Here is a 25,369-nt window from a genome sequence, read left to right as displayed (position 1 = left end):
CATGGCGCCGGAGGCTTTCGCTCAACACGCCAGCAAGGCATACATCAACCCGCAGACCCTAACTTAAAAATGAGGGCACGTTGGAGGCAGGGTCACTCCGCATGTTGCGTATCTACCCCGCTCTCATTATCGAGTCCCTGCTTTCTGCCTTTATTCTTGATCCTCTTGTTACCAGGCAGCCTCTTCTTGCCTATTTCACAGCTCCAGAATTCTTCCGGTACATGCTGAATATTCTGGGTGATGTTCACTTCAGCCTCCCTGGGGTCTTTGTGCATAACCCGCTACCGGATGTTGTGAATTTCCAGCTTTTTACCATTCCTTTTGAGTTTTTATAGCTATGTTACGCTGGCGCTTGTTGCGATCATTGGTCTGCAGCGTTGGTGAATTCTGGCCCGCGTGGTGATGGTTGCTATCACCATCACGTATCTGTGCGTTACGCTATGGCGACATCATGGTCAGCTTATTCCCGTGGTTGGTGTCCTCAATGATGCGCTGCTTGTCGGCGACTTTCCATGCCGGTGTTGGTCTCTATCTGTACCGCGATGAAATTCCGTTCACTCCTAGCCTCGCCGTCGCAACCGCGCCTGTTCGCAATACGTCATGATTTGTGTGCGATATCAGTTCGATGTCTATTCATATTGCGATATTAAAATAAATTTGAAAGGAATGTTATAACGGCATCTGGCAACTGCAAACGTTGCAGCCATCCGGGGGTAATTGTAGCCACAAAAAATGTTGTCAAAGCGTCAGTTTGACCATGCTTTACACGGTGTCGGAAAGCGCCGTATCTCTTCCCCATGATCGTAGGGGGCTCAGGGCTTTTCGCGAGCTAGTCACCAGGAGCCGGTGCTGTGCTGAAACTGTGTTATGGGTTCAATGTTGATCGCCTGGCGACTACGCAAGGCGAGGACCGGATTCTCGGCGTTATTGGCTATCGGGCGCCGCGTCCCCAAAGTCTGCCTCCCGCCTGCCCGTTTATCTCGGCGCCTCTGTACCCCGTGGCACCGGATGCCGGGTCGTTTGAGGTTTGGACCTCTGACACGCCGGTCACCTATCTCCAGGTCGGGCCGGTGTCGGGGGCTTATAGCGGGGATATCTCCTTCGGCGCGCTGGTGCTTGAGGAGGATGCAATCACGCCGTTAGAGGACGCGACGGAACGCAGCTATCGATATGTTTTTGATTTCCTGGATCGGACTGGCTTCAAGGAGCCGATCCGGTTTTGGAACTATCTGACCGCGATCACCGGGGATGAACAGGGCGTGGAACGCTACAGGCGCTTCAATACTGGCCGCCACCGCGCCTTCATGGCCCGGCTGAATCAGCCCGTTCCTCCCGCCGCGAGTTGTCTGGGGGGCGAGAACGGCGTGTCGGTGATCTATTTCCTCGCGGCACGCGAGGCCGCAAGGGCCATCGAAAACCCCCGTCAGATCAGCGCCTATGAATACCCGCCGATTTACGGTCCCACCAGTCCGAGCTTCTCACGCGCTTCCGCTCACGGTCCGAACCTGTTCATCTCCGGCACGGCCAGCATTGTTGGGCATGAGACGCGCCATCATGGTGACGTGCAGGCACAGCTTGCGGAGACGATGGAGAATCTGCGCGTATTGGCCGAGGCGGCGGGGCATCTGGGCCAGCCCGGCAAGTGGGCGGTGAAGACCTATCTGCGCGACCCCGCCTATTGGGAGGGCGTGGAGCGCGCGGTGCGGAAACTATTCGGCGCGTCCGCCGAAATTCTGCACCTGCGTGCCGATATCTGCCGGACCGATTTGCTGCTCGAGATCGAGGCTTGCCACCTCCCGGAGGCTTGAGTTCAGGCGTCGATCTGGCGCGGCACGTCCAGCCCCAGGCGCGGCAGCAGCAGTTTGAGCGCCGGGCCCGCCATGATCGTCGTCACCACCGCCATGATCACCAGCATGGTGAAAACCTTCTGCGGCAGGAAGCCGGTTTCCAGCCCGATATTCAGCACGATCAGCTCCATTAGCGCCCGCGTGTTCATTAGTACACCCAGCAGCATCGCGGCATGCGCGCCATAGCCAGAGGCACGGCTGACCAGCACCACGGGGGCGATCTTGCCCAGCACCGCGGCGAGCAGGAAGGCCAGGAGCCATAGCCAGTCGCTGCCCGAGCTGAGGCCGAGCAGGTTGGTGTGCAGGCCCGAATAGGTGAAAAACACCGGCAGGAGGCAGATGAGCACGAAGCTGCCGACCTGCCTGCGCCATGCGGCTGCGAAGGCGTGGTCGTGATGCACGAGCAGCCCGCCGACAAAGCCGCCGAAAATGCCGAAGATGCCAAGCTTGAACGTGCAGATCCCCAGCGCGAACACGCTGACCAGCACGATGGCCATCAGCGTCGGCGGCACCTCGTTATGCTTTACGGGAAAGGCGCGCAGCAGCCATCGCGCGCCGGGGCGCAGCACAAACACGCAGAGCAGGACAAAGGCGAATACGCCGCCGAGTTGCAGCGCCATGTGCGCGGGTGAGAAGCTCGCCGTGGCCACAGCCGAAACGAAGGCAAGCAGCAGCCACCCGGCGACATCGTTGAGCGCCGCCACGGAGATCGCCAAAACCCCGATCTCGTGCTTGCTCATTCCGTATTCCGTGAGGATGCGCCCCAGGATCGGCACGGCGGTGATGGCCATCGCCACGCCGCAGAACAGCGCATATACATTGACCGGCATGGATGCCGCGAAGACCGGCGCCGAGAGATGCCCCAGCCACAAACCCAGTCCGAACGGCACGCTAACAGACACAACCGCCAGAGGCAGCAGTGCCTTGCTGGCCCGCGCCTCACGCAGCTGCCTGAACTCGAAGCTCATGCCGATCTGGAACATCAGCAGTATGAGCCCAAGCTGCGACAGTACCGCGATGGCGGGCGAAGCCGTCGCGCCGAAGATGGCGGCGGAGAGGCCGGGACAAAAATGCCCGAACAGGGATGGCCCCAGCAGCAGCCCGGCGACAATCTCGCCCACCACGCCCGGCTGGCCGAACCGGCGGAACACATGGTTCATCGCCCGCGCCGCGCCGATCATGATGATCATCTGCACGAGCACTGCGACCAGCAGCATCTCGGTGCGCTGCGGCGACGTTATCAGGTGTGCCGGCATGGTCCTATTCCGTATCCTTTGGCTTTTGCCCGCTGTAATGATGGAACAAATCGAAATCGCTGAAGCGGCTCACATTGGCGAAGCCGCTTTCGCGCATCACGCTCAGCACGGTCTCCGGCGGCATGTATTTGACGATTGTCTCCCAATGGTAACGCATCAGCGTGCTGGAGCGCCGGTCGCGCGTCATCAGTAGCGAGAGCACGGGCAGCACCACGCCGATGAATACGGCCGCAAAAGCACGGCTGACTTTGTTGCGCGGCGCGCTGATCTCCAGCAGCTCGACCCGCCCGCCGGGCCGCAGCACGCGCAACGCCTCCCGGAACGCCGCCTTGAGATCCGCCACATGGCGCAGCGCATAACCCATCGTCACGTAATCGGCGCTGGCGGAGGCCAAGGGCAGGGCCTCCGCCGTGGCCTGGATGAGCGGGATGCCAAGTTTGCGTTGCGCGATCGCCAGCATCTCCTCGCTGACGTCCACGCCGATGACCGCCCCATTGCCGCCGGTCAGGCGCATAGCCTCGCGCGCCAGCGCCCCGGTGCCGACAGCGACATCCACCACCTGCACCCCCGGCCGCACCCCGGCGCGGCGCAGCCGCGTACGGCGGTACCAGGCGCCAGAACCCAGCGAGAACAAGCTGTTCACCCCGTCGTAATATCGCGCCGTACGGTTGAAGAGGGCGCGGATGGTGGTCAGCCGCTGCGCCGGATCAGCGTAATATCCATCGACAAGCATTTGCGATCGCACGGCTTCCGAGCGATCCTCTACGTTGGACATGACGGTGGACCTGTGGCTTATTGCGGCTAAATCCTTCTTCGGGGGATACGGCGTCCGGGTCAATGCTCCGTACCCGCCAGGAGGGCAGGCAAGGAGTCCTCGACGCGTGACGCAACAACAGCAGCTCGGAACAACATCCACGATACGGGACTGCGATGTGCTGGTCATCGGCGGCGGACCGGCGGGCTCCACCGTCGCGGCGCTGCTGGCGGAACGAGGCCAGCGCGTGACGCTGCTGGAAAAGGACCATCATCCGCGCTTCCACATCGGCGAATCGTTGCTGCCACACAACCTGCCGCTGCTGGACCGGCTCGGTGTGCGCGACCAGATCGAGGCGACCGGAATGCACAAGCATGGCATCGAGTTCGTTTCGCCCTTTCATGGCAAGAGCGTGCGTTACGATTTCGCCCGCGCCTGGGACAAGCGTTTCCCCTACGCCTTCCAGGTCCGGCGCTCGGAATTCGACCATATCCTGCTGAAGAACGCCGCCGCCAAGGGGGCGGAGGTCATCGAGGGCTGCCGCGTCACCTCCGTCGAATTCCCCGCGGGGGCCGCCCCGCGCGCCATCGCCAGCGACGAGAACGGCGCCGAGCAGGAATGGCGGGCCAAGTTCATCATCGACGCCACGGGGCGCGACACGCTGCTGGCCTCGCAGCTTGGCACCAAGACGCGTAATCCACGCAACAACAGCGCCGCCATTTTCGGCCATTTCACCGGGGCGCGGCGCCTGCCCGGCAAGGACGAGGGCAATATCACCATCGTCTGGTTCGACCATGGCTGGTTCTGGTTCATCCCTCTGGCAGATGGCACCACCAGTGTCGGCGCCGTCTGCGCGCCCGAGTTCCTGAAGACGCGCAAGACCGATCTCACCAGCTTCTTCCACAGCACCATCGCCATGAGCCCCGAGATCGCCGACCGGCTGAAGGATGCCGAGCTGGTAGGCGAGGTGACGGCCACGGGTAATTATTCCTATCTCTCTAGCACCACGAGCGGGCCGAACTTCCTGATGGTCGGCGATGCTTGCTCCTTCATCGACCCGGTTTTTTCCTCGGGCGTGTATCTCGCTATGCTCAGCGCCTTTGCCGCGGCCAACGCGGTGGAAACCTGCCTGCGCACCCCCGCCCGCGCCACCCGCGCGCTCAAGCGCTACGATGCCGCCGTGCGCGATGCGGTGGGGGCGTTCACTTGGTTCATCTACCGCATCCGCCAGCCGGCCATGCGCAACCTGTTCATGTCGCCGCGCAACACGCTGCGCGTGGAGGAGGCCGTGCTTTCGCTGCTGGCGGGTGGCATCTTCGATGGCTGGCGCGTGACGCTACGGCTGCATTTCTTCCGCGCGCTCTATTACGCCACCAAGCTCGGGCATCTGCGCTTCCGCCTTACCGGCCAGCCGCGCGGCGCGCATCCGTAAGGCGGCGGCCGTGCCGCGGACGCATCTCGTCCTCATCCCCAGCTACAATACCGGCCCGAAGCTGAGGGAAACCGTGACCGGCGCACTGCGCCACTGGCCGGATGTGTGGGTGGTGATTGACGGCAGCACCGACGGCAGCGATGCCTTGCCCGCAGCCCCAGGGCTGCGGCTCCTCCGCCGGGCGCGCAATGGCGGCAAGGGAGCGGCGGTGCTGGAAGGTCTGCGCGCCGCGCGCGCCGAGGGCTTCACCCATGTGCTGGTGATGGATGCCGATGGTCAGCACCCCGAAGCCGAGATCCCCGGCTTCATGGCGGAGTCCGCGCTGCACCCCGAGGCGATGATCCTCGGCCTGCCGCGTTTCGACGCCTCGGCTCCGCGCATCCGCGTGCTGGGCCGGCGGCTCTCCAACGTGCTGGCGCGGTGGGAGACAGGGGCGGAGATTGGCGACGCGCTGTTCGGCTTCCGTGTCTATCCGCTGACCCCGCTGCTGACCGTTATGGAGGCCAGCCGCCACATGCGGGGTTATGATTTCGACACCGAGGCCCTGGTGCGCCTGTGTTGGCAAGGCGTGCCCGTGCGCAACCGCGCGGCCCCTGTGCGCTATTTCCGGCCCGAAGAAGGCGGCGTCTCGCATTTCCGCTACGGACGGGACAATCTGCGCCTCGCCGCCATGCATCTACGGCTGCTGCGGGCGTTGTTGCTCAGGCCATGCCGCCATTGATGTTGATAAGCTGCCCCGAGATATAGCCCGCGCGCTCCGAGGCCAGGAAGGCAACGAGATCCGCCACCTCCTCCGGCGTGCCCGCGCGCTTCATCGGCACCATTCGGTCCAGCGCCTCCTTGGGGAACAGCGTTTCCGTGGCGGGGGAGGTGATGATCCCGGGCGCGACCGTGTTCACCGTGATACCCCGACTGGCCACCTCCAGCGCTAGCGAGCGCGCCGCCCCGTGCAGCCCCGCCTTGGCCGCCGCGTAATTGGCCTGGCCCCGATTGCCCATCACCGCCGCCACCGAGGAGATGTTGATCACCCGCCCCCAGCGCGTGCGAATCATCGGCATAAGCAGCGGCTGGGTGACGTTGAAGAAGCCGTTGAGTGAAATATCGATCACCCGCGCCCATTGCTCCTGGCGCATCCCTGGCATCGGCGCATCGTCATGGATGCCCGCATTATTCACCAGAATTTGCACCGGTCCGGCTTCCAGCACAGCGGCGAGCGCGGTTTGCGTGGCCTCAGGATCGGTGATGTCAAACCGGACAGCCTCCGCCGCTCCACCCTGGGCCACGATCTCCGCCGCAACCTCCCGGGCGCGCTCAATTTGTCCATGCGCATGGACATAGACATGATGCCCCGCCCCCGCGAGGGTGCGGGCGATGGCCGCCCCGATGGTGCCGCTGCCGCCAGTGACCAGCGCGCGCCTCATTTTTCCGCCCCGAACAGCACGGTGGCCCGCCCGCTGAGCCATGGCGTGCCCTGGGAGGTGACGGCGAATTCATAGGTCGCGCCGCTGCCATCGCCCATCAGCAGCTTGGCCTCAATGAGCAACGGCCCCTTGGTATCGTCCAGCAGCGGGCTGGCAAGCCTTACATCGCGCAGACTCACCAGATAGCCGGGCACCGGCACGCCGTCCTCGGGCGCGGTCAGCCGTCCATGCACCGCCATGGCCTGCGCCGCGATCTCGATGCCGCAGGCCGTGCCCAGCGTGCCATCGGGGCGGCGCAGCGGGTTTTCGGCATTGCGGTAGCGGCGGGAGAGGCAGCGCACGGAGGCCGCATCCCAGTCCAGCACCTCATCCAGCAGGCACATGGTCCCGGAATGGGGAATCATGCCCTGGATCTGCTCATGCCCGATGCTCATGCGCCCTCCTCCGGGGTGGTGCTCACGCTTAGCGCCAGATCCGGCAGATACTCCAGCGTCACCGCCGTCGTGCCATTCCCCGCCAGGACGGCCAGCAGCGGCAGGCTGCGTGCCGCCGGTGTGGTGCGGCGCAGCGCTTCCAGCGCGGGCTCTGTATTCTGGCTGAGCGGCTGGTCCGTGGTCAGCTCCAGCTCCAACCGGGCGAAGCTGGCGGGCGAGGGCGTGGGGGAGAGCGCCATCGCCACGCCAAAAGCGGGGCCGATGGGCCGTGCCTCGGCCAGCGGCGAGGGGTAGGGGACATCATAGGCGACCAGCATCACCGCCTTGCCCCCGGCGATGGCCTGCACGGCGGCTTCCAGCAGCCCGGCGGCGAAGCTGCCGTCATGGCAGCACAGGCTGGTCGAGGCCGCGCGCGAGCCGGTGGCAATGCTCCAATATCCCGCCGCCGCGTTATGCACCGAGTTGTGGAAGCGCGTGGGCGAAAGCTCGCGGACCGGCGAGGCCAGTGTGGACATGATCTCGTGGATCGTATCGCCATCGCCGCCCGAGGAGGTGAAAACCGCAGGCACCAGCGCCGGGTCGCGCCCGGCGGCGGTCAGGGCCTCGGCCCCGGTGGCGAGCGCGATCCGCACGATCTTCGGCGCGCGGCGGCGCTCGTTGGCGGGCAGCAGCGTTGCCGCCGGCAGGGGCGCCTGGGTTGGTGTGTAGGGCGCATCCCCGGCCAGAATGCCGCGACTGGCCTCCCAGCCTTCCAGCCCCGGGCCGAACAGGCCAATGCCTTCCAGATACACGCGCATCAGGCCGCCCGCCCCAGCACGAGGCTGCAATTTACCCCGCCAAAGCCGAAGGCGTTGCACAGTACACGATCCACCCGTGCTTCCCGCCCCTCCAGCAGATAATCGCTGGCAAAGCCGGGATCGACCTCGCGCGTATGCGGGCTGCCGGGGATGAAGCCGTGCCGGATGGCCAGCGCCCCGAACGCCGCCCCCACCACGCCCGAGGCCCCGAGCGTATGGCCGGTAAAGCCCTTGCTGGAATTGCAGGGCACGGCATTGCCGAACAGGTTGGCGATGGCCTTATCCTCCGCCGCGTCGCCCACTAGCGTCGCGGTGCCGTGCAGGTTGATGTAGTCGATATCCCCCGGTTGCAGCCCCGCCGCCGCCAGGGCCTGGAGCATCGCGGCGCGCGCCCCTTCGCCCTCCGGGTGTGGCGAGGACATGTGATACGCATCCGAGCTTTCGCCCGTGCCCAGCAGCAGCACGGTCTCCGCCCCGTGCTCCGGGCGCTGCCGCTCCAGCAGCACGAACCCGGCACCCTCGCCAATGGAGATACCGCTGCGCGCGGCGTCGAACGGGCGGCACGGGCCTTCGGCCATCACCCCCAGCGCATGGAAGCCGAACAAAGTAGTGCCGCAAAGCGTATCCGCCCCGCCGACAATGGCGGCATCGCAGATCCCGGCCCCGATCATCCGCGCCGCGCTGGCGAATACCTTGGAGGTGGCGGCGCAGGCGGTAGAGACCACAAAGGCCGGTCCGGCAAGGCCCAGATACTCGCGCACAAAGCGCCCCAGCGCGTAGGTGTTGTGGGTGCGGGCATAGTCGAAGCCCTCGGGCAGCGCGCCGGTTTGCGGGTCGCGGTGGCGGTAGGCGATTTCCGTCTCCAAGATGCCGGAGGTGCTGGTGCCCAGAAACAGCCCGATGCGCGCGGGCGCATGGCGCGCTTTCGCCGCCGCCACGGCGTCGAGAAAGCCATCCTGGTGCAGGGCCAGTGCCGCCAGCCGGTTATTGCGGCAGTCGAACCCGGCCCAGGCGCCGGTGAGCGGGTGGTTCTCCAGCCCCTCGGCCTCGCCGGTATAGGCGGCGATGGGCAGCGTATCGAACCGGCAGGGGGCGAGGCCGCTGCGCCCCTCGCGCAGGGCGGCCAGCGTCGCCGCCTGTCCGGCGCCAAGGGCGGTGACCACGGAGAACGCGCTGAAGGCCAGCGGTGTCATGGCGTTTCTCCCAGCTTGGTCAGCATGGCCTCGGTCTGCGCCGCGGCAAGGGCAATATGCGCCTCGTACCGGGCATTGAACGGGTTGTGCGGCCCCTTGGCCCGCCGCGCCGCCGCGTAACGGGCGGCGAAATGGCGCAGATTGGCGCGCAGATCGGTATAGCGCGGATCGGCGAAGATGCGCCGGAAGCGGAAGCGGTACGGGCCCCAGAACGGATTGTCGTAGAAGATCAGCCGCAGCCGCCGGGCAACATCGTAAATCTCGTTGCGCGCCACCGCCGGTTCGGCCACGGCCAGCGCCCCCGGCCCCACCGGCAGCGCGCCCCAGCGCAGCAGCGCGGCGCGGGCATCCCGGTCCTGGTACAGGGCTTGCGGGTCTTCGAGCGGCAGGTCGTTGGCGCGCAGCATCAGGTCCACGAATGTATTCTTGGGCACGGGGAATTTGAAGGCCGCGAGCATCGGGGATTGGCCGGTGGGCCACGGCGCCCAGACTCCCGCCGCCGCCAGCGCGTTATGCCCCACATGCACGCAGTTATTGTTGAAGATCTTCCAGTTATAAATCCGCCTGCCCTCCCGGTAGGGCTGGTTGAGCGCGTTCAGGTAATCGACGATCGCGCCCATGCGGGCATGGTCCAGCGGCACGCGGGCGCAGAACGCATCGCGCCCGAAGCGCACGCCGTAATCCGAGGCGACTGAGATTTCATACATATATTCACAGTCGGACATGCCGTGCGGCTTGTCGCGGAACAGATGCGGGTGGAACTCCACGCCCTCGAAGATGCCCATCGCCTGGGCGCGGGCCTGGGTGCGGGCGTAGCTTTCGCGCGTCAGGGGCTCACCCTCCGCCAGCGCGCCGCGCATCAGAAAGTCCCGGCCCTCCACGGCGATCCAGTTGGCGTTGCGGTAATGCTCGTTCACGCTGATGCCCGCGCCGTGCTGTTCCGGCGCTTCGTCCGGCGCGCAGAGGCGCAGCACGGGATACCGCGCCGCATGGTCCAGCCGCACGCCGTTGAGGTACAGCACCGCATGCCCGCCCATGCCGCTGCTGAGTTCCGCGCCGAAGCCGGGTTTCTTGCGGAATTCCGAGAGCGCGCAGAATTCGGCGTGATAGGGGAAGAGATCTTGGTAGGCGGTGCCGGGAGCGGCAAGCGCGATGTCAGCTTTGCCCATGTACCCCGTGCTCAGACCCATCAGCTTTTGTAACAATCACTATCACCGCTTGGCCTGGGGCGGAAGGGGGCGCGGGTGAGCAGTTCCCGCCAGAGCGCTGTCCAGGCGGGCCAGTCATGCCCGCCATCGCGGACGGCGGTGCGCGCCGGCGGCAGGCGTTGAGCCAGCAGCCTGTGGCCCGGGGCGAAGCGGTCCTGCCGCGCATAGCCCAGATACAGCGCCGGGGCGGATGCCTCCTGCGCCAGATGCCCCGAGAGCCAGCCAAGCAGGCGCTGTTCCGGTGCGGTGGTGGCGAGGGAGCGGATTTCCGGCCCCAGCCCTCCCGCCTTGGCCAGTGCGGCCATGGTGCCGCGCGTGCCGAGGAACGGGGCAAGTAGCACCAGCCCCTCCACTTGGGTTGGATGCGCGCTGGCATAGAGCAGCGCCCCCATGCCGCCGAGCGAGATGCCAAGCAGCCAGATGCGCCGGTAGCTCCGCTCCCGTGCCGGTTCGACGACATGCTCATGCAGTGCCGCCGTTACCCCGTCCTCCAGGTACAGAGCGAGATCCGGCTCCACCACGGCGACATCCACCGGCACATTCTGGGCGTGCGCGGCTTCCACCATGCCCTGGGCGGCGAATTCCGCGGCGCGGATGCCCGCCCCTGGCAGCATCACCAGTAGCACGCGGTCGTCACCCGGCAGGGGGGAGGCATAGTCCAGCCGCGTGACGATGCTCACGGCGCCCGGCCCTTGCCCGGAAGGCTCAGCACCGCGCCGCAGACGAGGCTGAGGAAGGTGCCGGTGGCGACGGTGACGCCGATATCGTGCAGCACCGGAATCCGCGAGAGCGCCATCAGCCCATAAGCCGCCACGGTGCATAAATTCGCCAGCACGATCGAGGCGATGGCGCGCTCCCAGGCCGGGGGGCCTGGTTCGGCGCGCTCAAAGAACAGGCAGTAATTGGAGCCGATGGCGACGATGAGCAGAAATCCCGTGACCATGAAGATGGAGAGCTTGCCCCCCCCCAGCGTGAGCAGTGCCGCGGTGATGGTGACGGCGGCGATGAGTGGCAGCGCCACGCGCGCGGCGCGACGGAAGGAGCGCAGGCCAACCACCAGCAGCGCCAGAATGGCGAGGCTGCCGACGATGGCCAGTGTCACCGCCTCGTGCTGGAAGGTGCTCATCAGCGTGGCCGACTCATGATCGAGGTCGACGAAATCCGCCCTGCTGCCGGAGAGGTGCTGAGCCACCTTCGCCGGGTCGGTCACGCCGGAAAGGGGCGCTGTCACCACCCAGTCGGCGCCATTTTGCACCAGCATGGAGCCAAAGCGTAGCGCCAGCGCCGGGGGTAGGTTGGCCGCGTTGAGCAGCGGGGCGGTTCGTGCCGCCGTAACGTCCTTCAGGAAGGGAGCAAACGCATCGGCGCGGAAGGGCAGGCCGGCTTGGGCCTGAGCCAGCCGGGCGGTGAGCGTGGCTTCATTGGGCAGGGCGGCTTGGCGGGCGCGCTGCGTGGTATCGCTGGGCAAGATGGTGCTGGGCAGGTCATACCCGCCCAGCAGCCCGGCCGATTTCAGCCCCGCCAGCACGGGGGCAAGCGCCTCGCTCTTCGCCAGCGCCTGCTGCGCGCTGGGGGCCTGGAACACCGCGAAATAGCGCTGGTCCGGCACGCCGAGTTCGTGGCGCAGCTTGGTATCCAGCGCCTGCGCGGCGGCGGGGATGGGGCTCAGGTCGAGCAAATTCTCGTCCCACATGCCGCCCCGATGGCTGAGTAGTGCCGCCAGTGCAGCCACCAGCGCCGTCACGGCCACGCCCCGCGCCGGGCGGCGGTGGCGGATAAGCCAGCCCAGCGGTTTGGCGATGCTCCCGGCCCCCACGGCGAAGAACTGCTTGGGCACCAGCGGTGGCAGCACGAAGCGCGTGACGGCGGCGGCGGCGATCAGCCCCACGATGGAGAACAGCCCGAGCTGCGCGAAGCCAGTGAAGCTGGAGCCCAGCATGGCCGCGAATCCTGCCACGGAGGTGAGCGCGCCAAGCCGCAGCGTGGGCCAGATGCGCGTCAGCGTGTCGCGCGCCGTGTCGCCTTGGGCGGTTTGGGTGAAGAGATAGATGGCGTAATCCATCGCCTCGCCGATGAGCGTGACACCAAAGCCCAGCGTGATGCCATGCACGAAGCCGAAACTGAGCGAAACGGCGGCGATGGCCGCCAACGCCCCGCTGGCGATGGGCAGGAGACCCAGCAGCAGTACGCGCGGTGAGCGATAGGCGAAGGCCAGCAGCGACACCGCGCCAATGGTGGCGAGGATCGAGAGTCGGGTGACGTCGTGCTTGGTCACGTCCCGCGTGCGAACCCCGAACACGCCCGGCCCGCTGACTTCCAGGCTGGCCGCCTGCGAGCCCGGCGTCTCGGCCCGTGCGGCGGCGAAGGCGGTGTCGATCAGCCCTAGGTCGCGCTGCTGGGCGTCAAGGTCGAAGCCCGCGGCGGCGCTGTGCAGGAACAGCAGCGCCGCGTCGCCGCTGGGAGAGGTCCAGACGCCGTCATTTATCGCCGGGCCCGTATTGGCGGGGGCCAGGGCGGACATCAGGTTCAACGCCTCGCCGGTGGGGTCGGCGGGCAGGCTCTGCCCCAGCACGGGGGCGAGATCGGTGCCGAGTAGCCCGATATCGCTGGTGAGCGCGGTATGCAGCCCTTCCACGGTGAAGCGGGCGGGGGTGACGCCGTCACTCAGCAGGTAGCGGTTGCGCCAGACGAAATCCTGCACCGGGGCCAGGGACTGGTCGTCGCCGTTCATCACGTCGATGAACGCCCCCTTCTGGCGCAGCCTTCCGGCCAGATCCTCGCTGAGGGCCGCGAGCGTTGCGGTCGGCGCGCCCTTCAGTGAGACCAGCAGGATATGCGATGCCGCCCCGCCATTCACCTGCCCCGCCAGCACCTGCTGCGCCAGCGAGGCCGAATGGGGCAGGAAATCGCCCATCTGGGTGCGGTAATCGCTACGCGCGTCGATAACCCCGCATAGCACCAGCAGCGCCAGCCAGAGCCCCAACGCCAGACGTTCAGGGCGCATCGCTCACGGTCTCGGTGATGCTCATATGGGAGTCGCTGCCATCGGGGCTGGCGGTGTCGATGCCGGTGATCCGCTCGCCGCTGCCCGCGATGGTGATGGAGTGCACCAGCTTCGCGACCTTGGGGTCAAGCGGGGTGAGCTGCAGCTGCCAGTTCGCGGCATCGCCACCGAGCTGCGCATTGTAGAGCCGGGTGAGCATGGACTCATCCCCCGCCAGCACGGCGCGGATGCCCTCCACCAGCCCGCCGATCTGCGGCGCGTCCGAGGCGTGGAACACATGCGTCTTGCCGTCCGGCCCGCCGCTCATGGTGATGCGGTCGTGGTCGAGGATGAAATCCTGCGGCGCCGGGCCTTGCGTGGTTTTGCGCATATAGGCGGGCGCGGTGTAGCGCAGCGTGCCCTGGGTGGTCAGCGGCGCGGTGAGCAGCGGCGAGGTCTTTTGCTCGGTGAAGCTGGCGCTGGCCGTGCGCACCTGGGCCATCTGGATCATCAGCGCATCCAGGCTCCAGGCGCTTTGCGCCCGGGCCGACGGGGCGATGAGCAGCAGGGCGGCGAGCAGGGGGCAGCGCATGCTAGGCCCAGAAATCATAGAAGTTGAACCAGTTGAACGGGGCCTCGCGGCAATAGTCCTCCAGCCGGGAAACATAGCGGCGCATCACCTCGTCGATCCAGGCCTCCGGGTCCGCCGGGCGTGTGGCGGGGGCTTCGGCCAATAGCTCGAAGCGCACATCGTAGCGCCGCCCGCCACGGTAGATCCCGGCCATCATCACCACCGGGCGCTGTAGCAGCATGGCTACGCGGAACGGCCCTTTGGGGAAGCTGGCCTCGCCGCCCAGGAAGGGGTAGCGGACGAGGTCGCGGCCATCGAAATTGCGGTCCGCCAGCACGCCGATGAAATGCCCGCGCTGCAACCGCTCTGCCACCGCGATCAGCGAATCCAGCCGCCCAAGGCCGATCACTTCAGTTGCCAGATTGGGGTTGATGGCGGCCAGCGCGGCGCGGATTTTCTGCGCGTTTTCCTCGTACATCAGCAGACTGATCGGCAGATGTTCGCGCTGGCGGCCCACGGCGCGGGCGACCTCGAAGCTGCCGAAATGCGCGCCGAACAACATGCAGCCCGTGCCCTGCGCCTCGATTTCCTGCACCAGCGCCTCGTTATGCACGGTGATGTCGAACCAGCCCCGCTGCTCGTTGAGGAGGAAGACGCGGTCCAGCACGCAGGAGGCAAAGGTGAGGAAGTGGCGGAATACGTCCGTCCAGCGCGCGGGGCGGCCCAGCACGCGGGCGAGATAACCGCGCGAGGCGGCGCTTGCCGCCGGGGAGGAGAGCAGGAAATACAGGCAGACCGGATAGAGGAACAGCCGCGCCGCGCGGCGGCCGAGGCGCAGCGCGACCCAGACGCAGGCCTTGATGACCGGCAGTGAACCGCGCTCGCGCCGGGTCACCCAGTCCTGGGTTTGCGCCTCGCTTTTCATGCCAGCGCCACCGTACCGCTGGCGGCCAGCTCTCCAGCGGCCAGATACTCGAAGCGCAGCAGCTTCTCCCCCGCTGGTTGCCAGCGCAACTCCAGCGCCGTGCCGGGGCGGACGGGGCGGAGGAATTTCGCGCCCCGGATCACCGCGCCGCCCGTTACCCCCATTGCGTCCAGCGCGGCATCGAGCAGTAGCGCGCCGGCGATGATCGGGTTGCCCGGAAAATGCCCGGCGGCGCTGGGGTGGTTGGCGGGGATGGTCAGGGCCTGTGTCTGCCAGTTGGTCATGGCGCGCGGCCGAGCAGGCGCAGCAGATCGGCGCGCGGCAGCTTGCCCATGGCGTTGCGGGGCAGGGATTTCACCACCGCCAGAGGGCGGGGGAGGAAGGTGGGGTCGATGCGCTCGCGCAAGGCGTGCAGAATGGCCTCCTGCGTGAGCGTGGGGGCCACCGCCACGGCCATCAGCCGCTGCACCGGGAGGGGGGTGGTATCGTCGAGCAAAAAGGTGCCGTCCTGCACGCCCGGAATGGAGAGGAGCTGGCTGTTGAGATAGGGCAGCGAGCTGCGCTTGCCCACGATGTTCACCAGCTCCGCCGCCCGCGCCCCCAGCCGGAAATGGCGCGGCCCGGTCAGCTCGATCACGTCCTGCAATGGCGCGATGCCTTCCACGGGCGCGCCGCTGGCCCAGTTGCCGGTTCCGTCCTGGCGCAGCTCGATGCCGTCGAAGAGATGCCAGTCGGTCTCTTGCGTGGTGCGGCGGGAGGCTGCTTGTCCGGCCTCGGTGCAGCCATAGATCTCAACAAGTGGCGCGCCGAAACAGGCTTCGGCGGCATGGGCGAGGGGCTCGGGTAGCGGCGCGGTGGCCGAGAGGATGAGGTCCACCGGCGGCATGCCCTCGGGCTCCGCCACCAAAGCGCGCAGATGCACAGGCGTTGTCACCAGAATGCGTGGGCGCGGGGTGCGCTCCAATGCGTCGCGGACATCCGCCGGGTAGAGCGGGCTGGAGGCTTCCACCGCGAAGCCGTGCTGGAGGGCGAGCAGGACGATGGATTCCAGCCCGTAGCTGTGTTGGTGCGGCACGGTGCCGATGATGGTGGCGCCGCGCAGGGCGGGGGCATCCAGCCGCGCCCCGGCGGTACGGGCGCTATGCACCAGCACGGACCAGGATTTGGGCACGGGCTTAGGCTTGCCGGTGGAGCCCGAGGTGAACTGGATGGAGGCTGGCTGCGCCCCGGGGATGGCGGGCAGGGCGGATGCCGCCCCAGAGAGATCAGCCGGGTAGGCGAAGCTGGGCACCGCCGCGTCGCCCACATCGGTCAGGGCGTAGAGGTCCGGGTAGTCCTCGGCCAGGGCGCGCAACGCCTCGGGCACGTTGGCGGTGGGCATCAGGCTGGTCTGCCCCCGCATCAGCGCGGCGGCGAACCCGACCATGAAGTGGTAACGGTCAGTGCACAGATTGATGATGTACCGCCGCTCCGGCAGCAGCGCCGCCAGGGAAGCCGCATCGCGATGGAATTGCGCGGCATCGAGCGTCTGCCCGCCGCGCCGGGCGATGACATCCCCCGCCGCGTGGCAGGTTACGGAATAAACATGCGCCGTTGGTGTATTCATCAGCTTCTAGGCCCGGCCGGGCGCTCCCGCGCCTCGCGCACGGAATCGGCGACCATGTTGAAGATCATGGACAGGGAATGCCGGGGCGGGTTGCGCAAGCAGCGCAGCCTGATGGCGTATTCTGCCGCGAACATTGTCACCACCAGCGGGATGTCGAGGACATTGACGAAGAACGACCACACCACCAGCGGGGCAAAGCAGAACAGGCCAATCGAGAGCGCGAGCTGCATCGCGAAGAACATCGTCCAGGCGATGGTGACGTTGCGGGTGTAGGTGACCAGCTCGGCCGCGATATCGCCATGCAGGCGGCGCGCCATGCCGGTGATGAGCGGCTCATGGCCGCGGCGCAGCGTTAGCCCGAATGTGGCGAGCAGGCTGGCATACAGCCCCCAATGCATCACCGCCGCCGCCGAGACAAAGCCGAGCTTGGCCAGCGCCCCCGGGTTAAGCCGCAGCGTGAGCGGGGTGGATGAGGTCCAGACGATGGTGAGATGAAACAGAACGGGAACGGCGATGATCGCCAGTAACGGCAGGGCAGGCGGGCGGGCGGCGGGCTGGGGCGGCATTTACGCGCCCCGGTGGTCCTGGATGAAGCGGTTGAGGCTGCGCAGGGATTTGAAGATCTGGACATTGTTTTCATCGTCCGCGCGCAGTTTGACGCCGTAGCGCTGCGACACAACGAGGGCGATCTCCAGCATGTCGATAGAGTCCAGTCCCAGCCCCTCGCCATAGATAGGGGTTTCGGGGTCGATGCTATCCGCCGCCACGTCCAGGTTCAGGGTCTCGACGATCAGGCAGGCGAGTTCGGCTTCATCGGTTGTCTGTGTGGTGCCGGTGATGCTCATTTGACCAGCGCTCCGGTGACCGGAAACACGTAGGTAGCAAGCCGGTTTTCGAAAGCAATTTCCACAAGTAACCCTTCCAGTCTCATAAAAATTCTAGCAGATCATCCCGGCGTTGCAAGCCGCGGACCAGGCGGCGGGTCCCGCGTGCCGGGTGGCGATGGCCTGAATGATTACGAGATTGACAGGTTTTGGCCGGGCTGTTCGAGGAAACTTATTGCGCCGATGAATTATAATGCGACGTGTCGGACTGGTCACCGCTGAAGCTGTTGGCGAAGGCGTGCGCGCTGTTCTTCATGGCATCCCAGGTCATGATCGCGCCGTTCTTGATGCCCTCGCCAATCTGGGTCGCCCCCTGGCCGACGCGGTTGGCGCCGGAGCTGAACTGGTGAGAGACCTCGCCCGAGCTTGGGCTGTACGATGATTGCGCAAGGGCTGGAGCCGCTACGGGCAGGGCGAGTGCCGCGAGGCAAAAGAAGCGTGCATAACGAGACATGGTGCCCCTAATACCAATTTCCGGGCCACGATGCCAGAATTGTGATCAGACCGGGCGCCGCAGCACAAGCACCGGCACGCGCTTATGCGTGGCCAGGGCCGGCAGGGCGTCATCCGGCAGGGCGTGGCGGCTGATGACGATGAGCCGCGCCCCGGGCGGCGCGGGGGCGTGGTCGCGGCCATGCACGTCTAAGCCCATCGCGGTTTCGCCTGCGGCCTCGGCCAGGGTGGCGGCCACGTCCAGCGCCGGGTCTTCGGGCGAGTCCGCTAGGGCGATGACCGGGCCGCGCCGGGGCCTGACATTGCCCGGCACGATCAGCACCGCCGCGGCGCTGCGCAGGGCTTCGTCCAGCACCAGAGCGCAGGACTCCTCCAGGCATTCGGCATAGCGCAGCACCGCGATGTCCTCCTCCGGGTGGAGCCCGTCTGTCTGGTCCTCGACGATCTCGAATCGCTGCGCCACCGCCCCGGCGGCGCGCTGGAACAGGCGGCGCGCGGCGGCGGCGGCCAGCTCCAGCTCCTGCGCCGTGCGCTCTGGGTCCAGCGGGCGCCATTCGCGCTCCATCGGGCGGAATTCGCGGGCGAAGGGCAGTTGCGCGAGGTTGGCGAGGCCGGGCGGGGGGATGAAGCGGCCGAACAGCTCCAGCCCCATGGCCGCCGCCAACTCGCTGGCCAGCGCGATGGCCGATTGGTCGGTGGCGCTGCGGTGCAGGTCGATGATCACACGCTTGAAGCTCCCCCTTGTGGTCATGGCGTGTCGTCCGGCTTGGCCTTGGTCTCAGCCTCGCCAAAGCGCTGGCGGATCTTGGCGAACGCCTTCAGCCGCTGCTCCACCTTGCTGTTCAGAGCCTCGGCGGAGAGGCCGGTGAGCAAAGTGATGCCCTCATCCGCCGTGGCGATGGGATAGATGGCGAATTGCCCGGCCTTGCAGGCCTCCACCACGTCCTGACGCAGCATCAGATGCCGCACATTGGACGCCGGGATGGCAACGCCTTGCGTGCCGGTGAGCCCGCGCTTGCGGCAGATATCGAAGAAGCCTTCGATCTTCTCGTTCACCCCGCCAATCGCCTGGATCTCGCCGTGCTGGTTGATCGAGCCCGTCACCGCGATGTCTTGGCGCAGCGGCGCCTCGGCCAGGGCGGAGAGCAGCGTGTAAAGCTCGGCCGAGGAGGCGCTGTCGCCCTCCACCCCGCCATAGGATTGCTCGAACACCAGGCTGGCGAAGAGGGACATTGGCGCATCCAGCGCGTAGCGCCCGGCGAGGAAGCCGGAGAGGATGAGCACGCCCTTGGAATGGATCGGCCCGCCGAGCTTCACCTCGCGCTCGATGTCGATGACATTGCCGCTGCCAGGGCGCACGCGGCAGGTGATGCGCGTGGGCCGGCCGAAGCGGAACCCGCCCAGCTCCATCACGCTCAGGCCGTTGATCTGCCCGACATGCTGGCCGGTGGTCTCGATGAGCGCGATATTGTCGAGGATCATCTCCTGATCGCGGTCGCGGATGCGCGAGGCGCGCCAGATCTGCTGGTCCAGCGCGTATTGCACGTCCTGCTGTTCGATCTGCTTGCGCGAGGATTGTGCCGCCCAATGGTCCGCCTCCACGATCAGGTTGCGGATCTGGTCCGTCACCAGCGTCAGCTTCCCGGAATCATCGGCCAGCCGCGCGGCTTGTTCGATTACCAGCCCCACCGCCTCGCGTTGCAAGGGGCGGAGCTTGTCGTGCATCGCCATGGCGGCGATGAGCTTGGCATAGGCGGACTCGTTCTTCGGCGAGCGTTCGAAATCATCCTCGAAATCGACGAGGATTTTGAAATGCTCGGTCATCTCTGGGTCGTATTGCGCGAGCAGATAGTAAAGGATGCGCTCGCCGAACAGCACGATCTTGAGGTCGAGCGGGATCGGGTCCGGCTCCAGTGTGACCGTGCTGGCAAGGCCAAGGAAGTGGCTGGCATCCTCGATAACGATCTCGCCGCGCTTGAGCACGCGTTTGAGCGCCGTCCAGCTGAACGGTTCGGCGAGCAAGGCGCGCACATCCAGCAGCAGATAGCCGCCATTGGCGCGGTGCAGCGCGCCCGGCTTGATCAGCCTGAAATTCGTGACCAGCGCGCCCTGCATCGAAAGGTACTCGATGCGCCCGGTGAGGTTTCCAAGCGTCGGGTGCAGTTCATGTACAACCGGCACGCCGCGATTGGCCGGGTCGTTGGCGACGAAGACGTTGATGTCGTAACGGTCGAACGGTCCGCCGGGCAAGGTGGTGGGCACCGGCCCCTCATCGCCTTCGTTTTTGCCGACGAACATGCCGACATTATCGACAAGGTCGCGGCGCACGGCTTCGAAATGCGCTTGGACCTGCGGCAGGTCGGAGAATTTGGCCTTGGTTTCGTCGATCAGCCTGCCGACGGCGAAGTTTGCGGTATCGCGGTTGAGTTTGCGGACTTCCTCGCGCCGAGCCTTCTCCCAGGCGGGCATCTGCTGCACGATATGCTCAAGCTCCTTCTCCATCTCGTGCATGGCTTCCTCGACCTTCAGCCGCGCCGCTTCGTCCCATTTGTGGAATTCATCGGGCGAGACCACCTGTCCGTTCTTCGCCGGGGCAAAGGCGAAGCCGAGCGGCGTGCGCAGCAGCACAAGTCCGCGCAACGCTGCTTTATCATTCAATTCCTTGAAGGAAGCAGCTTGCTTTTTCTGGAATGCCTCGTCCATCGCGCCGCGGCGCTTCTGGTAGTCCTCGCTCTCGAAGGCCGCGGGCAGCGTTGCCTTTAAATCCTCGATCAGCTCCCGCAGAGCGTCGCCGAGTTTCGCCGCGCGCCCAGCGGGCAGGCGGATCGCCACCGGCTTGTGCGGCTCGGTGAAGTTGTTCACGTACACCCAGTCGGGCGGTGCCTCGCGCGCGGCGGAGGCTTCGCGCAGCATGGTCTCCACCGCCTGCTGCATGGCCAAGCCCGGCTGGCCGATGGCGAACAAATTGTAGCCTGGCTTCTCAATTGCGCTGCCCAGCCGCACGGCGCCCAGCGCGCGCTCCTGCCCGGTAAAGCCGTCGAACGGCGTCAGCTCGGCGGTGGACTGGAAGGCGAGGCTGGCGAGATCTGCGGTGCGGCGCAGGCGCTCCGGCGGCAGGGGGGCGGGGTGGCTCGTGTCAGACAAGATTTATCTCCCGGCGAGGCGCGCGGGCGCCTTTTATAACAGCAAGCTATAATCCCGCCGCCCGCGCCGCCAATTGACCGAGATCAAGCCGCGCCGGTTTGCGCCTTCGCGGCCTCCTCCGCCACCAGCTCCTTCTTGGAGAGCTTGCCGACCATGGTCTTGGGCAGGTTCTCGCGGATTTCCACCGATTTTGGCGTCTCGATCGGGTTCAACCTGCCGCGCAGGAAGGCTAGAATTTCCTCCCCCGTTGCTTCCATGCCCGGCCGCAGCGCGACATAGAGCTTGGGGCTCTGGCCGCGATAGGCATCGGGGATGCCGATGGCGATGGCATCCTGCACCGCCGGGTGCTGGTAGGCGGCTTCCTCGATGACGCGCGGATACACGTTGAACCCGCCGCAGAGGATCACGTCCTTGATGCGGTCCACGATGAAGAGATAGCCATCCTCGTCGAGATAGCCGATATCGCCGGTGCGGAACATGCCGTCGGTAAACACGTAGGCGGTTTCTTCGGGCTTGTTGTAGTAGCCCCGCATCACCTGCGGCCCGCGCACGCAGATCTCACCGCGCTCGCCCTGCGGCAGCACCGTCTCCGGGTGGGCCGGGTCACGGATTTCCAGGATGGTGCCGGGCAAAGCGGGGCCGACGCTGCCATGCTTCACCAGCGCCTCCCGCGAGAGAGTGAGCACGGGCGAGGTCTCGCTCAATCCGTAGCCCTCCAGGATGCGGCTTTTGGAGAAATGCTCGAAGCGCTCCATCACCTCCACCGAGAGCGGCGCGCCGCCGGAGACGCAGAATTTGATGAAGCTGAGATCTGTGCGCCCGGCCTTTTCGGCGGCGTTGCTGATGGCGGTGAAGAGCGTGGGCACGCCGGGCAGGATGGTCGGCCTGCGTTTGTAGATGGTGTGCATCAGCAGCTTCGGGTCGGGTTTGGGCAGCAGCAGCAGCTCGGCGCCAATGGTCAGGCCGAGATTCATCACCGCCGTCATGGCGAATACATGGAAGAACGGCAGCATGCCCAGCACGCGCTCCGCTCCGCGCTCCAGCTTCGGCATCGTCGCCGCCACTTGCTGTACGTTGACCGTGACATTGGCGTGGGTCAGCATCGCCGCCTTGGGCGTGCCGGTGGTGCCGCCGGTGAATTGCAGCACCGCGATGTCCTTCTCGGGGTCGATCTCCACCGGGCTGGGCCAGGCCGGGCCTTTCAGCAGCTGCGAAAACTCGACATAAGGCGCATGGTGGGGAACCTTGCCCAGATCCTTGCGGCGGAACAGCTGCAGCGCCAGGCTCTTGAGCGCGGGCAGGGCCTCCGCCAGCCGGCAGATGACGACCCGCTTGAGCAGGCCCCGCGAGACGAGCTGGCTGACCTTCTCCTGGATCGGTGCGGCATCGAGCGAAACCATGAGGTCCACGCCGCAATCGCGCACCATCATTTCCATTTCGTGTGCGGTATAGAGCGGGTTGAAATTCACCACCGTGCCGCCGGCCTTGAGCACGGCGTAATACATGATGATGGAATAAGGGGTGTTGGGCAGGCAGAGCCCCACATTCACCCCCTTGGTCACGCCGAGTTTCTGCAAGCCCGCGGCGGCGCGGTTGGCGAGATCCCCGATCTCGGCATATTTATACCGGCGGCCTAGAAAATCGATCGCGTATTTCTGGCTGAATTGTTGCACCGCGGCATCCAGCATGTCGCCCGCGGCTGTGGGCGTGAAGCTGAGCGCCATATACTGCGCGCTGAAGTCCTTCATTCGTTTCCTCGTCTTTTTTATCCGGGATAAGCCGGTTTGAAGACCAGCAAGCCCCCGTACGCCCGTGGTTATGATGCAGTTATCGGGCGCGCCACGAGGCTAGCGGGGAAGCGAAACGAAGGCAAACGAAAACAACGGGGCCAAGCCTGCCCCGTTGCCGATTTTCAACGGTTTTGCCGGTCCGTCAGACCGCCTTGAGATTGATGGCGGCGGCCTTGCCCCGCTCCATGGCGATTTCGTAGGAGATCTTCTGCCCCTCGTTCAGCCCGCGCAAGCCCGCCGCCTGCACGGCCGTGATATGCACGAACACATCCTTGCCGCCATCCTGCGGCACGATAAACCCAAAGCCTTTGGTGGTGTTGAACCACTTGACGGTACCGGTAGCCATTACGTCCTCGTCGCTCCTCTTAAGAATTGACCCCGGACGCGCCAGCCCGGAGGACAACCGGGTTGCGCCCGCCTTGCCTGCGTCCAGTCACCGGGAGCGCGTATTCAAGCCAAGCCGCAGTCGATTGCAGGTTAAAATTGGCACAGAAAGACGAGGTACTGTCAACGATTTGTTCGTCTTTCCATCGGGTTTTGCCGCCGGGTGGAGGGGGTATTCACACAAGCGCAATAAATTTTGGCGGCTTTTAATGGAACATGTTTGTTTCAGATTGGATCACTCTTTTGGTTTTGCGGAAGTTTTGACATAATAAACTACAGCTAAGAACCAATAACGGGGGTAAAAATGTCCGACGTCGATATCGTGCCGATCAAAGCGGAAATCGCTGCCCATGCGCTGATTAGCCGGGAGAAATACGACCTGATGGCGGCGCAGGCGGTGGCCGAGCCAGAGGCGTTCTGGGCCAAGGAGGCCAAGCGCATCGACTGGATCAAGGCCCCCACAAAGATCAAGAACACGTCCTTCCATGGTGACGTCTCGATCAAATGGTTCGAGGACGGCACGTTGAACGCGGCGGCAAACTGCCTCGACCGGCACCTGGCCGAGCGTGGGGATCAGGTGGCGATCATCTGGGAGGGCGACGACCCGGGCATGTCCACCAAGGTGACCTACCGTGAGCTGCACGAGAAGGTCTGCCGCCTGGCCAATGCGCTGACCGCCCAGGGCGTGAAGAAGGGCGATGTCGTCACCGTGTACCTGCCGATGGTGGTGGAGGCCGCGGTGGCGCTACTGGCTTGCGCGCGTATCGGCGCCGTCCACTCGGTGGTGTTCGGCGGCTTCTCGCCGGACAGCCTTGCCAACCGAATCCAGGACTGCAACTCGGTGGCGCTGATCACCGCCGATGAGGGCCGCCGTGGCGGGCGCAAGGTGGCGCTGAAGACCAATGCCGATGAGGCGTTGAAAACCTGCCCGAGCGTGAAGACCGTGATCGTGGCCCAGCTCACCGGCGGCAAGGTGGACATGCAGCACGGGCGCGACGTGTGGTACCACGAGGTGACGGAGGCAGCCTCGCCCAAGCACACGCCGGTGGAAATGAACGCCGAGGACCCGCTGTTCATCCTCTACACCTCCGGCTCCACCGGCAAGCCGAAGGGCGTGCTGCATACTACCGGCGGCTACATGGTGTGGGCGAGCTTCACGCATCAATATGTGTTCGACTACCATCCCGGCGAAATCTACTGGTGCACGGCGGATGTGGGCTGGGTGACCGGCCACACTTATATTGTGTACGGCCCGCTGGCCAACGGCGCCACGACGCTGATGTTCGAGGGTGTGCCGAACTACCCCACCACCTCGCGCTTCTGGGAAGTGGTGGACAAGCACAAGGTGAATATCTTCTACACCGCCCCCACGGCCATCCGCTCCTTGATGCGCGATGGCGAGGAGCCGGTGAAGAAGACCTCCCGCAAATCGCTGCGCATCCTGGGTTCGGTGGGCGAGCCCATCAACCCCGAGGCTTGGCACTGGTACGACCGCGTGGTGGGCGAGCATCGCTGCCCGATCGTCGATACGTGGTGGCAGACGGAAACCGGCGGCATCCTCATCTCCCCGCTGCCCGGCGCCACGGCGCTCAAGCCCGGCTCGGCCACCCTGCCGCTGCCCGGTGTGCGCCCGGTGCTGGTGGATGGCGAGGGCAAGGAGCTGCATGGCGAGACGGAGGGCAATCTCTGCATCGCGGATAGCTGGCCCGGCCAGATGCGGACCGTATATGGCGACCATGCCCGCTTCGTGCAGACCTATTTCTCCACCTTCAAGGGGCTGTACTTTACGGGCGACGGCGCGCGCCGCGATGCCGATGGCTATTACTGGATCACCGGCCGTGTCGACGATGTGATCAATGTCTCCGGCCATCGCATGGGCACGGCGGAGGTTGAGTCCGCCCTGGTGGCGCATGAGGCCGTGGCCGAGGCCGCCGTGGTAGGCTTCCCGCACGACATCAAGGGCCAGGGCATCTATGCTTATGTGACGCTGGTGGCGGACGTGGAGCCAACCGAGGCGCTGCGCAAGGAGTTGATCACCTGGGTCCGCAAGGAGATCGGGCCGATCGCTGCGCCGGATGTGATCCAGTGGGCGCCGGGCCTGCCCAAGACCCGTTCGGGCAAGATCATGCGCCGCATTCTGCGTAAGATCGCCGCCAACGAGACGGACAGCCTGGGCGATACCTCGACCCTGGCCGACCCGGGCGTGGTGACGGATCTGGTAAGCAACCGCGCAGGCTAAAGTCTAAAAAGTTTTTGGTGCAGCTTTTTTCAAAAAGCTGCGAAGAAC

25 protein-coding genes are annotated in these 25,369 nt (G+C 65.7%); 5 read left to right on the top strand and 20 right to left on the bottom strand.

Annotation, left to right across the window (positions count from 1 at the left end):
• The first annotated feature begins 101 nt into the window (after nt 1-101).
• Nucleotides 102-335, top strand: a complete 234-nt coding sequence (locus tag HNP71_RS10940) for a hypothetical protein (protein ID WP_183266954.1) — start codon at nt 102-104, stop codon at nt 333-335.
• A 663-nt stretch (nt 336-998) separates the two neighbouring features.
• Nucleotides 999-1,808, top strand: coding sequence for a chorismate transformation enzyme, FkbO/Hyg5 family (locus HNP71_RS10935; RefSeq protein ID WP_183266953.1), 810 nt, complete (start codon nt 999-1,001; stop codon nt 1,806-1,808).
• A gap of 2 nt (nt 1,809-1,810) precedes the next feature.
• Here HNP71_RS10935 and HNP71_RS10930 read toward each other — a convergent pair whose 3' ends face one another.
• Together HNP71_RS10930 and HNP71_RS10925 are read right to left on the bottom strand one after the other, a co-directional pair.
• A complete protein-coding gene (locus HNP71_RS10930) occupies nt 1,811-3,103 on the bottom strand; it encodes a cation:proton antiporter (protein WP_183266952.1) in 1,293 nt (430 codons plus the stop codon).
• A gap of 4 nt (nt 3,104-3,107) precedes the next feature.
• A complete protein-coding gene (locus HNP71_RS10925) occupies nt 3,108-3,878 on the bottom strand; it encodes a class I SAM-dependent methyltransferase (RefSeq protein WP_183266951.1) in 771 nt (256 codons plus the stop codon).
• 106 nt (nt 3,879-3,984) lie between these two features.
• Here HNP71_RS10925 and HNP71_RS10920 point away from each other — a divergent pair, with 106 nt between their 5' ends.
• Nucleotides 3,985-5,289, top strand: a complete 1,305-nt coding sequence (locus HNP71_RS10920; protein WP_221246810.1) for an FAD-dependent oxidoreductase — start codon at nt 3,985-3,987, stop codon at nt 5,287-5,289.
• A 10-nt stretch (nt 5,290-5,299) separates the two neighbouring features.
• The gene (locus HNP71_RS10915; RefSeq protein ID WP_183266949.1) at nt 5,300-6,010 is read left to right on the top strand and encodes a glycosyltransferase; all 711 of its coding nucleotides are present in this window, start codon (nt 5,300-5,302) and stop codon (nt 6,008-6,010) included.
• Here HNP71_RS10915 and fabG read toward each other — a convergent pair.
• The 18 genes from fabG to HNP71_RS10825 form a co-directional block, all read right to left on the bottom strand.
• Nucleotides 5,991-6,710 carry a 3-oxoacyl-ACP reductase FabG gene (fabG, locus tag HNP71_RS10910; RefSeq protein WP_183266948.1) on the bottom strand — a complete coding sequence of 240 codons (720 nt, stop codon included), beginning with the start codon at nt 6,708-6,710 and terminating at the stop codon, nt 5,991-5,993. The genes HNP71_RS10915 and fabG overlap by 20 nt on opposite strands.
• Nucleotides 6,707-7,144 carry a 3-hydroxylacyl-ACP dehydratase gene (locus HNP71_RS10905; protein ID WP_183266947.1) on the bottom strand — a complete coding sequence of 146 codons (438 nt, stop codon included), beginning with the start codon at nt 7,142-7,144 and terminating at the stop codon, nt 6,707-6,709. Before HNP71_RS10905 ends, fabG begins: the two co-directional genes overlap by 4 nt.
• Nucleotides 7,141-7,971 (bottom strand): beta-ketoacyl synthase chain length factor, encoded by an 831-nt coding sequence (locus HNP71_RS10900; protein ID WP_221246801.1) that lies wholly within the window; start codon nt 7,969-7,971, stop codon nt 7,141-7,143. Before HNP71_RS10900 ends, HNP71_RS10905 begins: the two co-directional genes overlap by 4 nt.
• Complete coding sequence (locus HNP71_RS10895; protein ID WP_183266946.1) at nt 7,941-9,134, bottom strand: beta-ketoacyl-ACP synthase; 1,194 nt, start codon at nt 9,132-9,134, stop codon at nt 7,941-7,943. Before HNP71_RS10895 ends, HNP71_RS10900 begins: the two co-directional genes overlap by 31 nt.
• The gene (locus tag HNP71_RS10890; RefSeq protein WP_183266945.1) at nt 9,131-10,303 is read right to left on the bottom strand and encodes a hypothetical protein; all 1,173 of its coding nucleotides are present in this window, start codon (nt 10,301-10,303) and stop codon (nt 9,131-9,133) included. The genes HNP71_RS10895 and HNP71_RS10890 overlap by 4 nt, the downstream gene beginning before the upstream one ends.
• A 20-nt stretch (nt 10,304-10,323) precedes the next feature.
• A complete protein-coding gene (locus tag HNP71_RS10885) occupies nt 10,324-11,022 on the bottom strand; it encodes an alpha/beta fold hydrolase (RefSeq protein WP_183266944.1) in 699 nt (232 codons plus the stop codon).
• On the bottom strand, nt 11,019-13,346 hold the full coding sequence (locus HNP71_RS10880) for an MMPL family transporter (protein WP_183266943.1): 2,328 nt from the start codon (nt 13,344-13,346) through the stop codon (nt 11,019-11,021). The genes HNP71_RS10885 and HNP71_RS10880 overlap by 4 nt, the downstream gene beginning before the upstream one ends.
• Nucleotides 13,336-13,917 carry a LolA-related protein gene (locus HNP71_RS10875; protein ID WP_183266942.1) on the bottom strand — a complete coding sequence of 194 codons (582 nt, stop codon included), beginning with the start codon at nt 13,915-13,917 and terminating at the stop codon, nt 13,336-13,338. Before HNP71_RS10875 ends, HNP71_RS10880 begins: the two co-directional genes overlap by 11 nt.
• Before the next feature lies 1 nt (nt 13,918).
• Nucleotides 13,919-14,821 carry an LpxL/LpxP family acyltransferase gene (locus HNP71_RS10870; protein ID WP_183266941.1) on the bottom strand — a complete coding sequence of 301 codons (903 nt, stop codon included), beginning with the start codon at nt 14,819-14,821 and terminating at the stop codon, nt 13,919-13,921.
• Complete coding sequence (locus HNP71_RS10865; protein ID WP_183266940.1) at nt 14,818-15,105, bottom strand: 3-hydroxylacyl-ACP dehydratase; 288 nt, start codon at nt 15,103-15,105, stop codon at nt 14,818-14,820. Before HNP71_RS10865 ends, HNP71_RS10870 begins: the two co-directional genes overlap by 4 nt.
• A complete protein-coding gene (locus tag HNP71_RS10860; protein WP_183266939.1) occupies nt 15,102-16,427 on the bottom strand; it encodes an AMP-binding protein in 1,326 nt (441 codons plus the stop codon). The genes HNP71_RS10865 and HNP71_RS10860 overlap by 4 nt, the downstream gene beginning before the upstream one ends.
• Nucleotides 16,427-16,993, bottom strand: a complete 567-nt coding sequence (locus tag HNP71_RS10855; protein WP_183266938.1) for a COG4648 family protein — start codon at nt 16,991-16,993, stop codon at nt 16,427-16,429. Before HNP71_RS10855 ends, HNP71_RS10860 begins: the two co-directional genes overlap by 1 nt.
• Nucleotides 16,994-17,272 (bottom strand): phosphopantetheine-binding protein, encoded by a 279-nt coding sequence (locus HNP71_RS10850; protein ID WP_183266937.1) that lies wholly within the window; start codon nt 17,270-17,272, stop codon nt 16,994-16,996.
• A 211-nt stretch (nt 17,273-17,483) separates the two neighbouring features.
• Nucleotides 17,484-17,765: a hypothetical protein gene (locus HNP71_RS10845; RefSeq protein WP_183266936.1), complete on the bottom strand. Its 282-nt coding sequence runs from the start codon at nt 17,763-17,765 to the stop codon at nt 17,484-17,486.
• A gap of 45 nt (nt 17,766-17,810) precedes the next feature.
• Nucleotides 17,811-18,515: a hypothetical protein gene (locus HNP71_RS10840; protein ID WP_183266935.1), complete on the bottom strand. Its 705-nt coding sequence runs from the start codon at nt 18,513-18,515 to the stop codon at nt 17,811-17,813.
• On the bottom strand, nt 18,512-20,908 hold the full coding sequence (locus HNP71_RS10835; protein ID WP_183266934.1) for a Lon protease family protein: 2,397 nt from the start codon (nt 20,906-20,908) through the stop codon (nt 18,512-18,514). Before HNP71_RS10835 ends, HNP71_RS10840 begins: the two co-directional genes overlap by 4 nt.
• An 83-nt stretch (nt 20,909-20,991) precedes the next feature.
• Nucleotides 20,992-22,656: a long-chain-fatty-acid--CoA ligase gene (locus HNP71_RS10830; protein ID WP_183266933.1), complete on the bottom strand. Its 1,665-nt coding sequence runs from the start codon at nt 22,654-22,656 to the stop codon at nt 20,992-20,994.
• Between the two features lie 184 nt (nt 22,657-22,840).
• Nucleotides 22,841-23,044, bottom strand: a complete 204-nt coding sequence (locus HNP71_RS10825; protein WP_183266932.1) for a cold-shock protein — start codon at nt 23,042-23,044, stop codon at nt 22,841-22,843.
• A 342-nt stretch (nt 23,045-23,386) separates the two neighbouring features.
• Here HNP71_RS10825 and acs point away from each other — a divergent pair, with 342 nt between their 5' ends.
• A complete protein-coding gene (acs, locus tag HNP71_RS10820) occupies nt 23,387-25,321 on the top strand; it encodes an acetate--CoA ligase (protein WP_183266931.1) in 1,935 nt (644 codons plus the stop codon).
• Nucleotides 25,322-25,369: the final 48 nt, after the last annotated feature.

Origin of the sequence: Acidocella aromatica (assembly GCF_014201825.1) — a bacterium.
GTDB lineage: Bacteria > Pseudomonadota > Alphaproteobacteria > Acetobacterales > Acetobacteraceae > Acidocella > Acidocella aromatica.
This window is presented reverse-complemented; position numbering and strand designations above follow the sequence as displayed.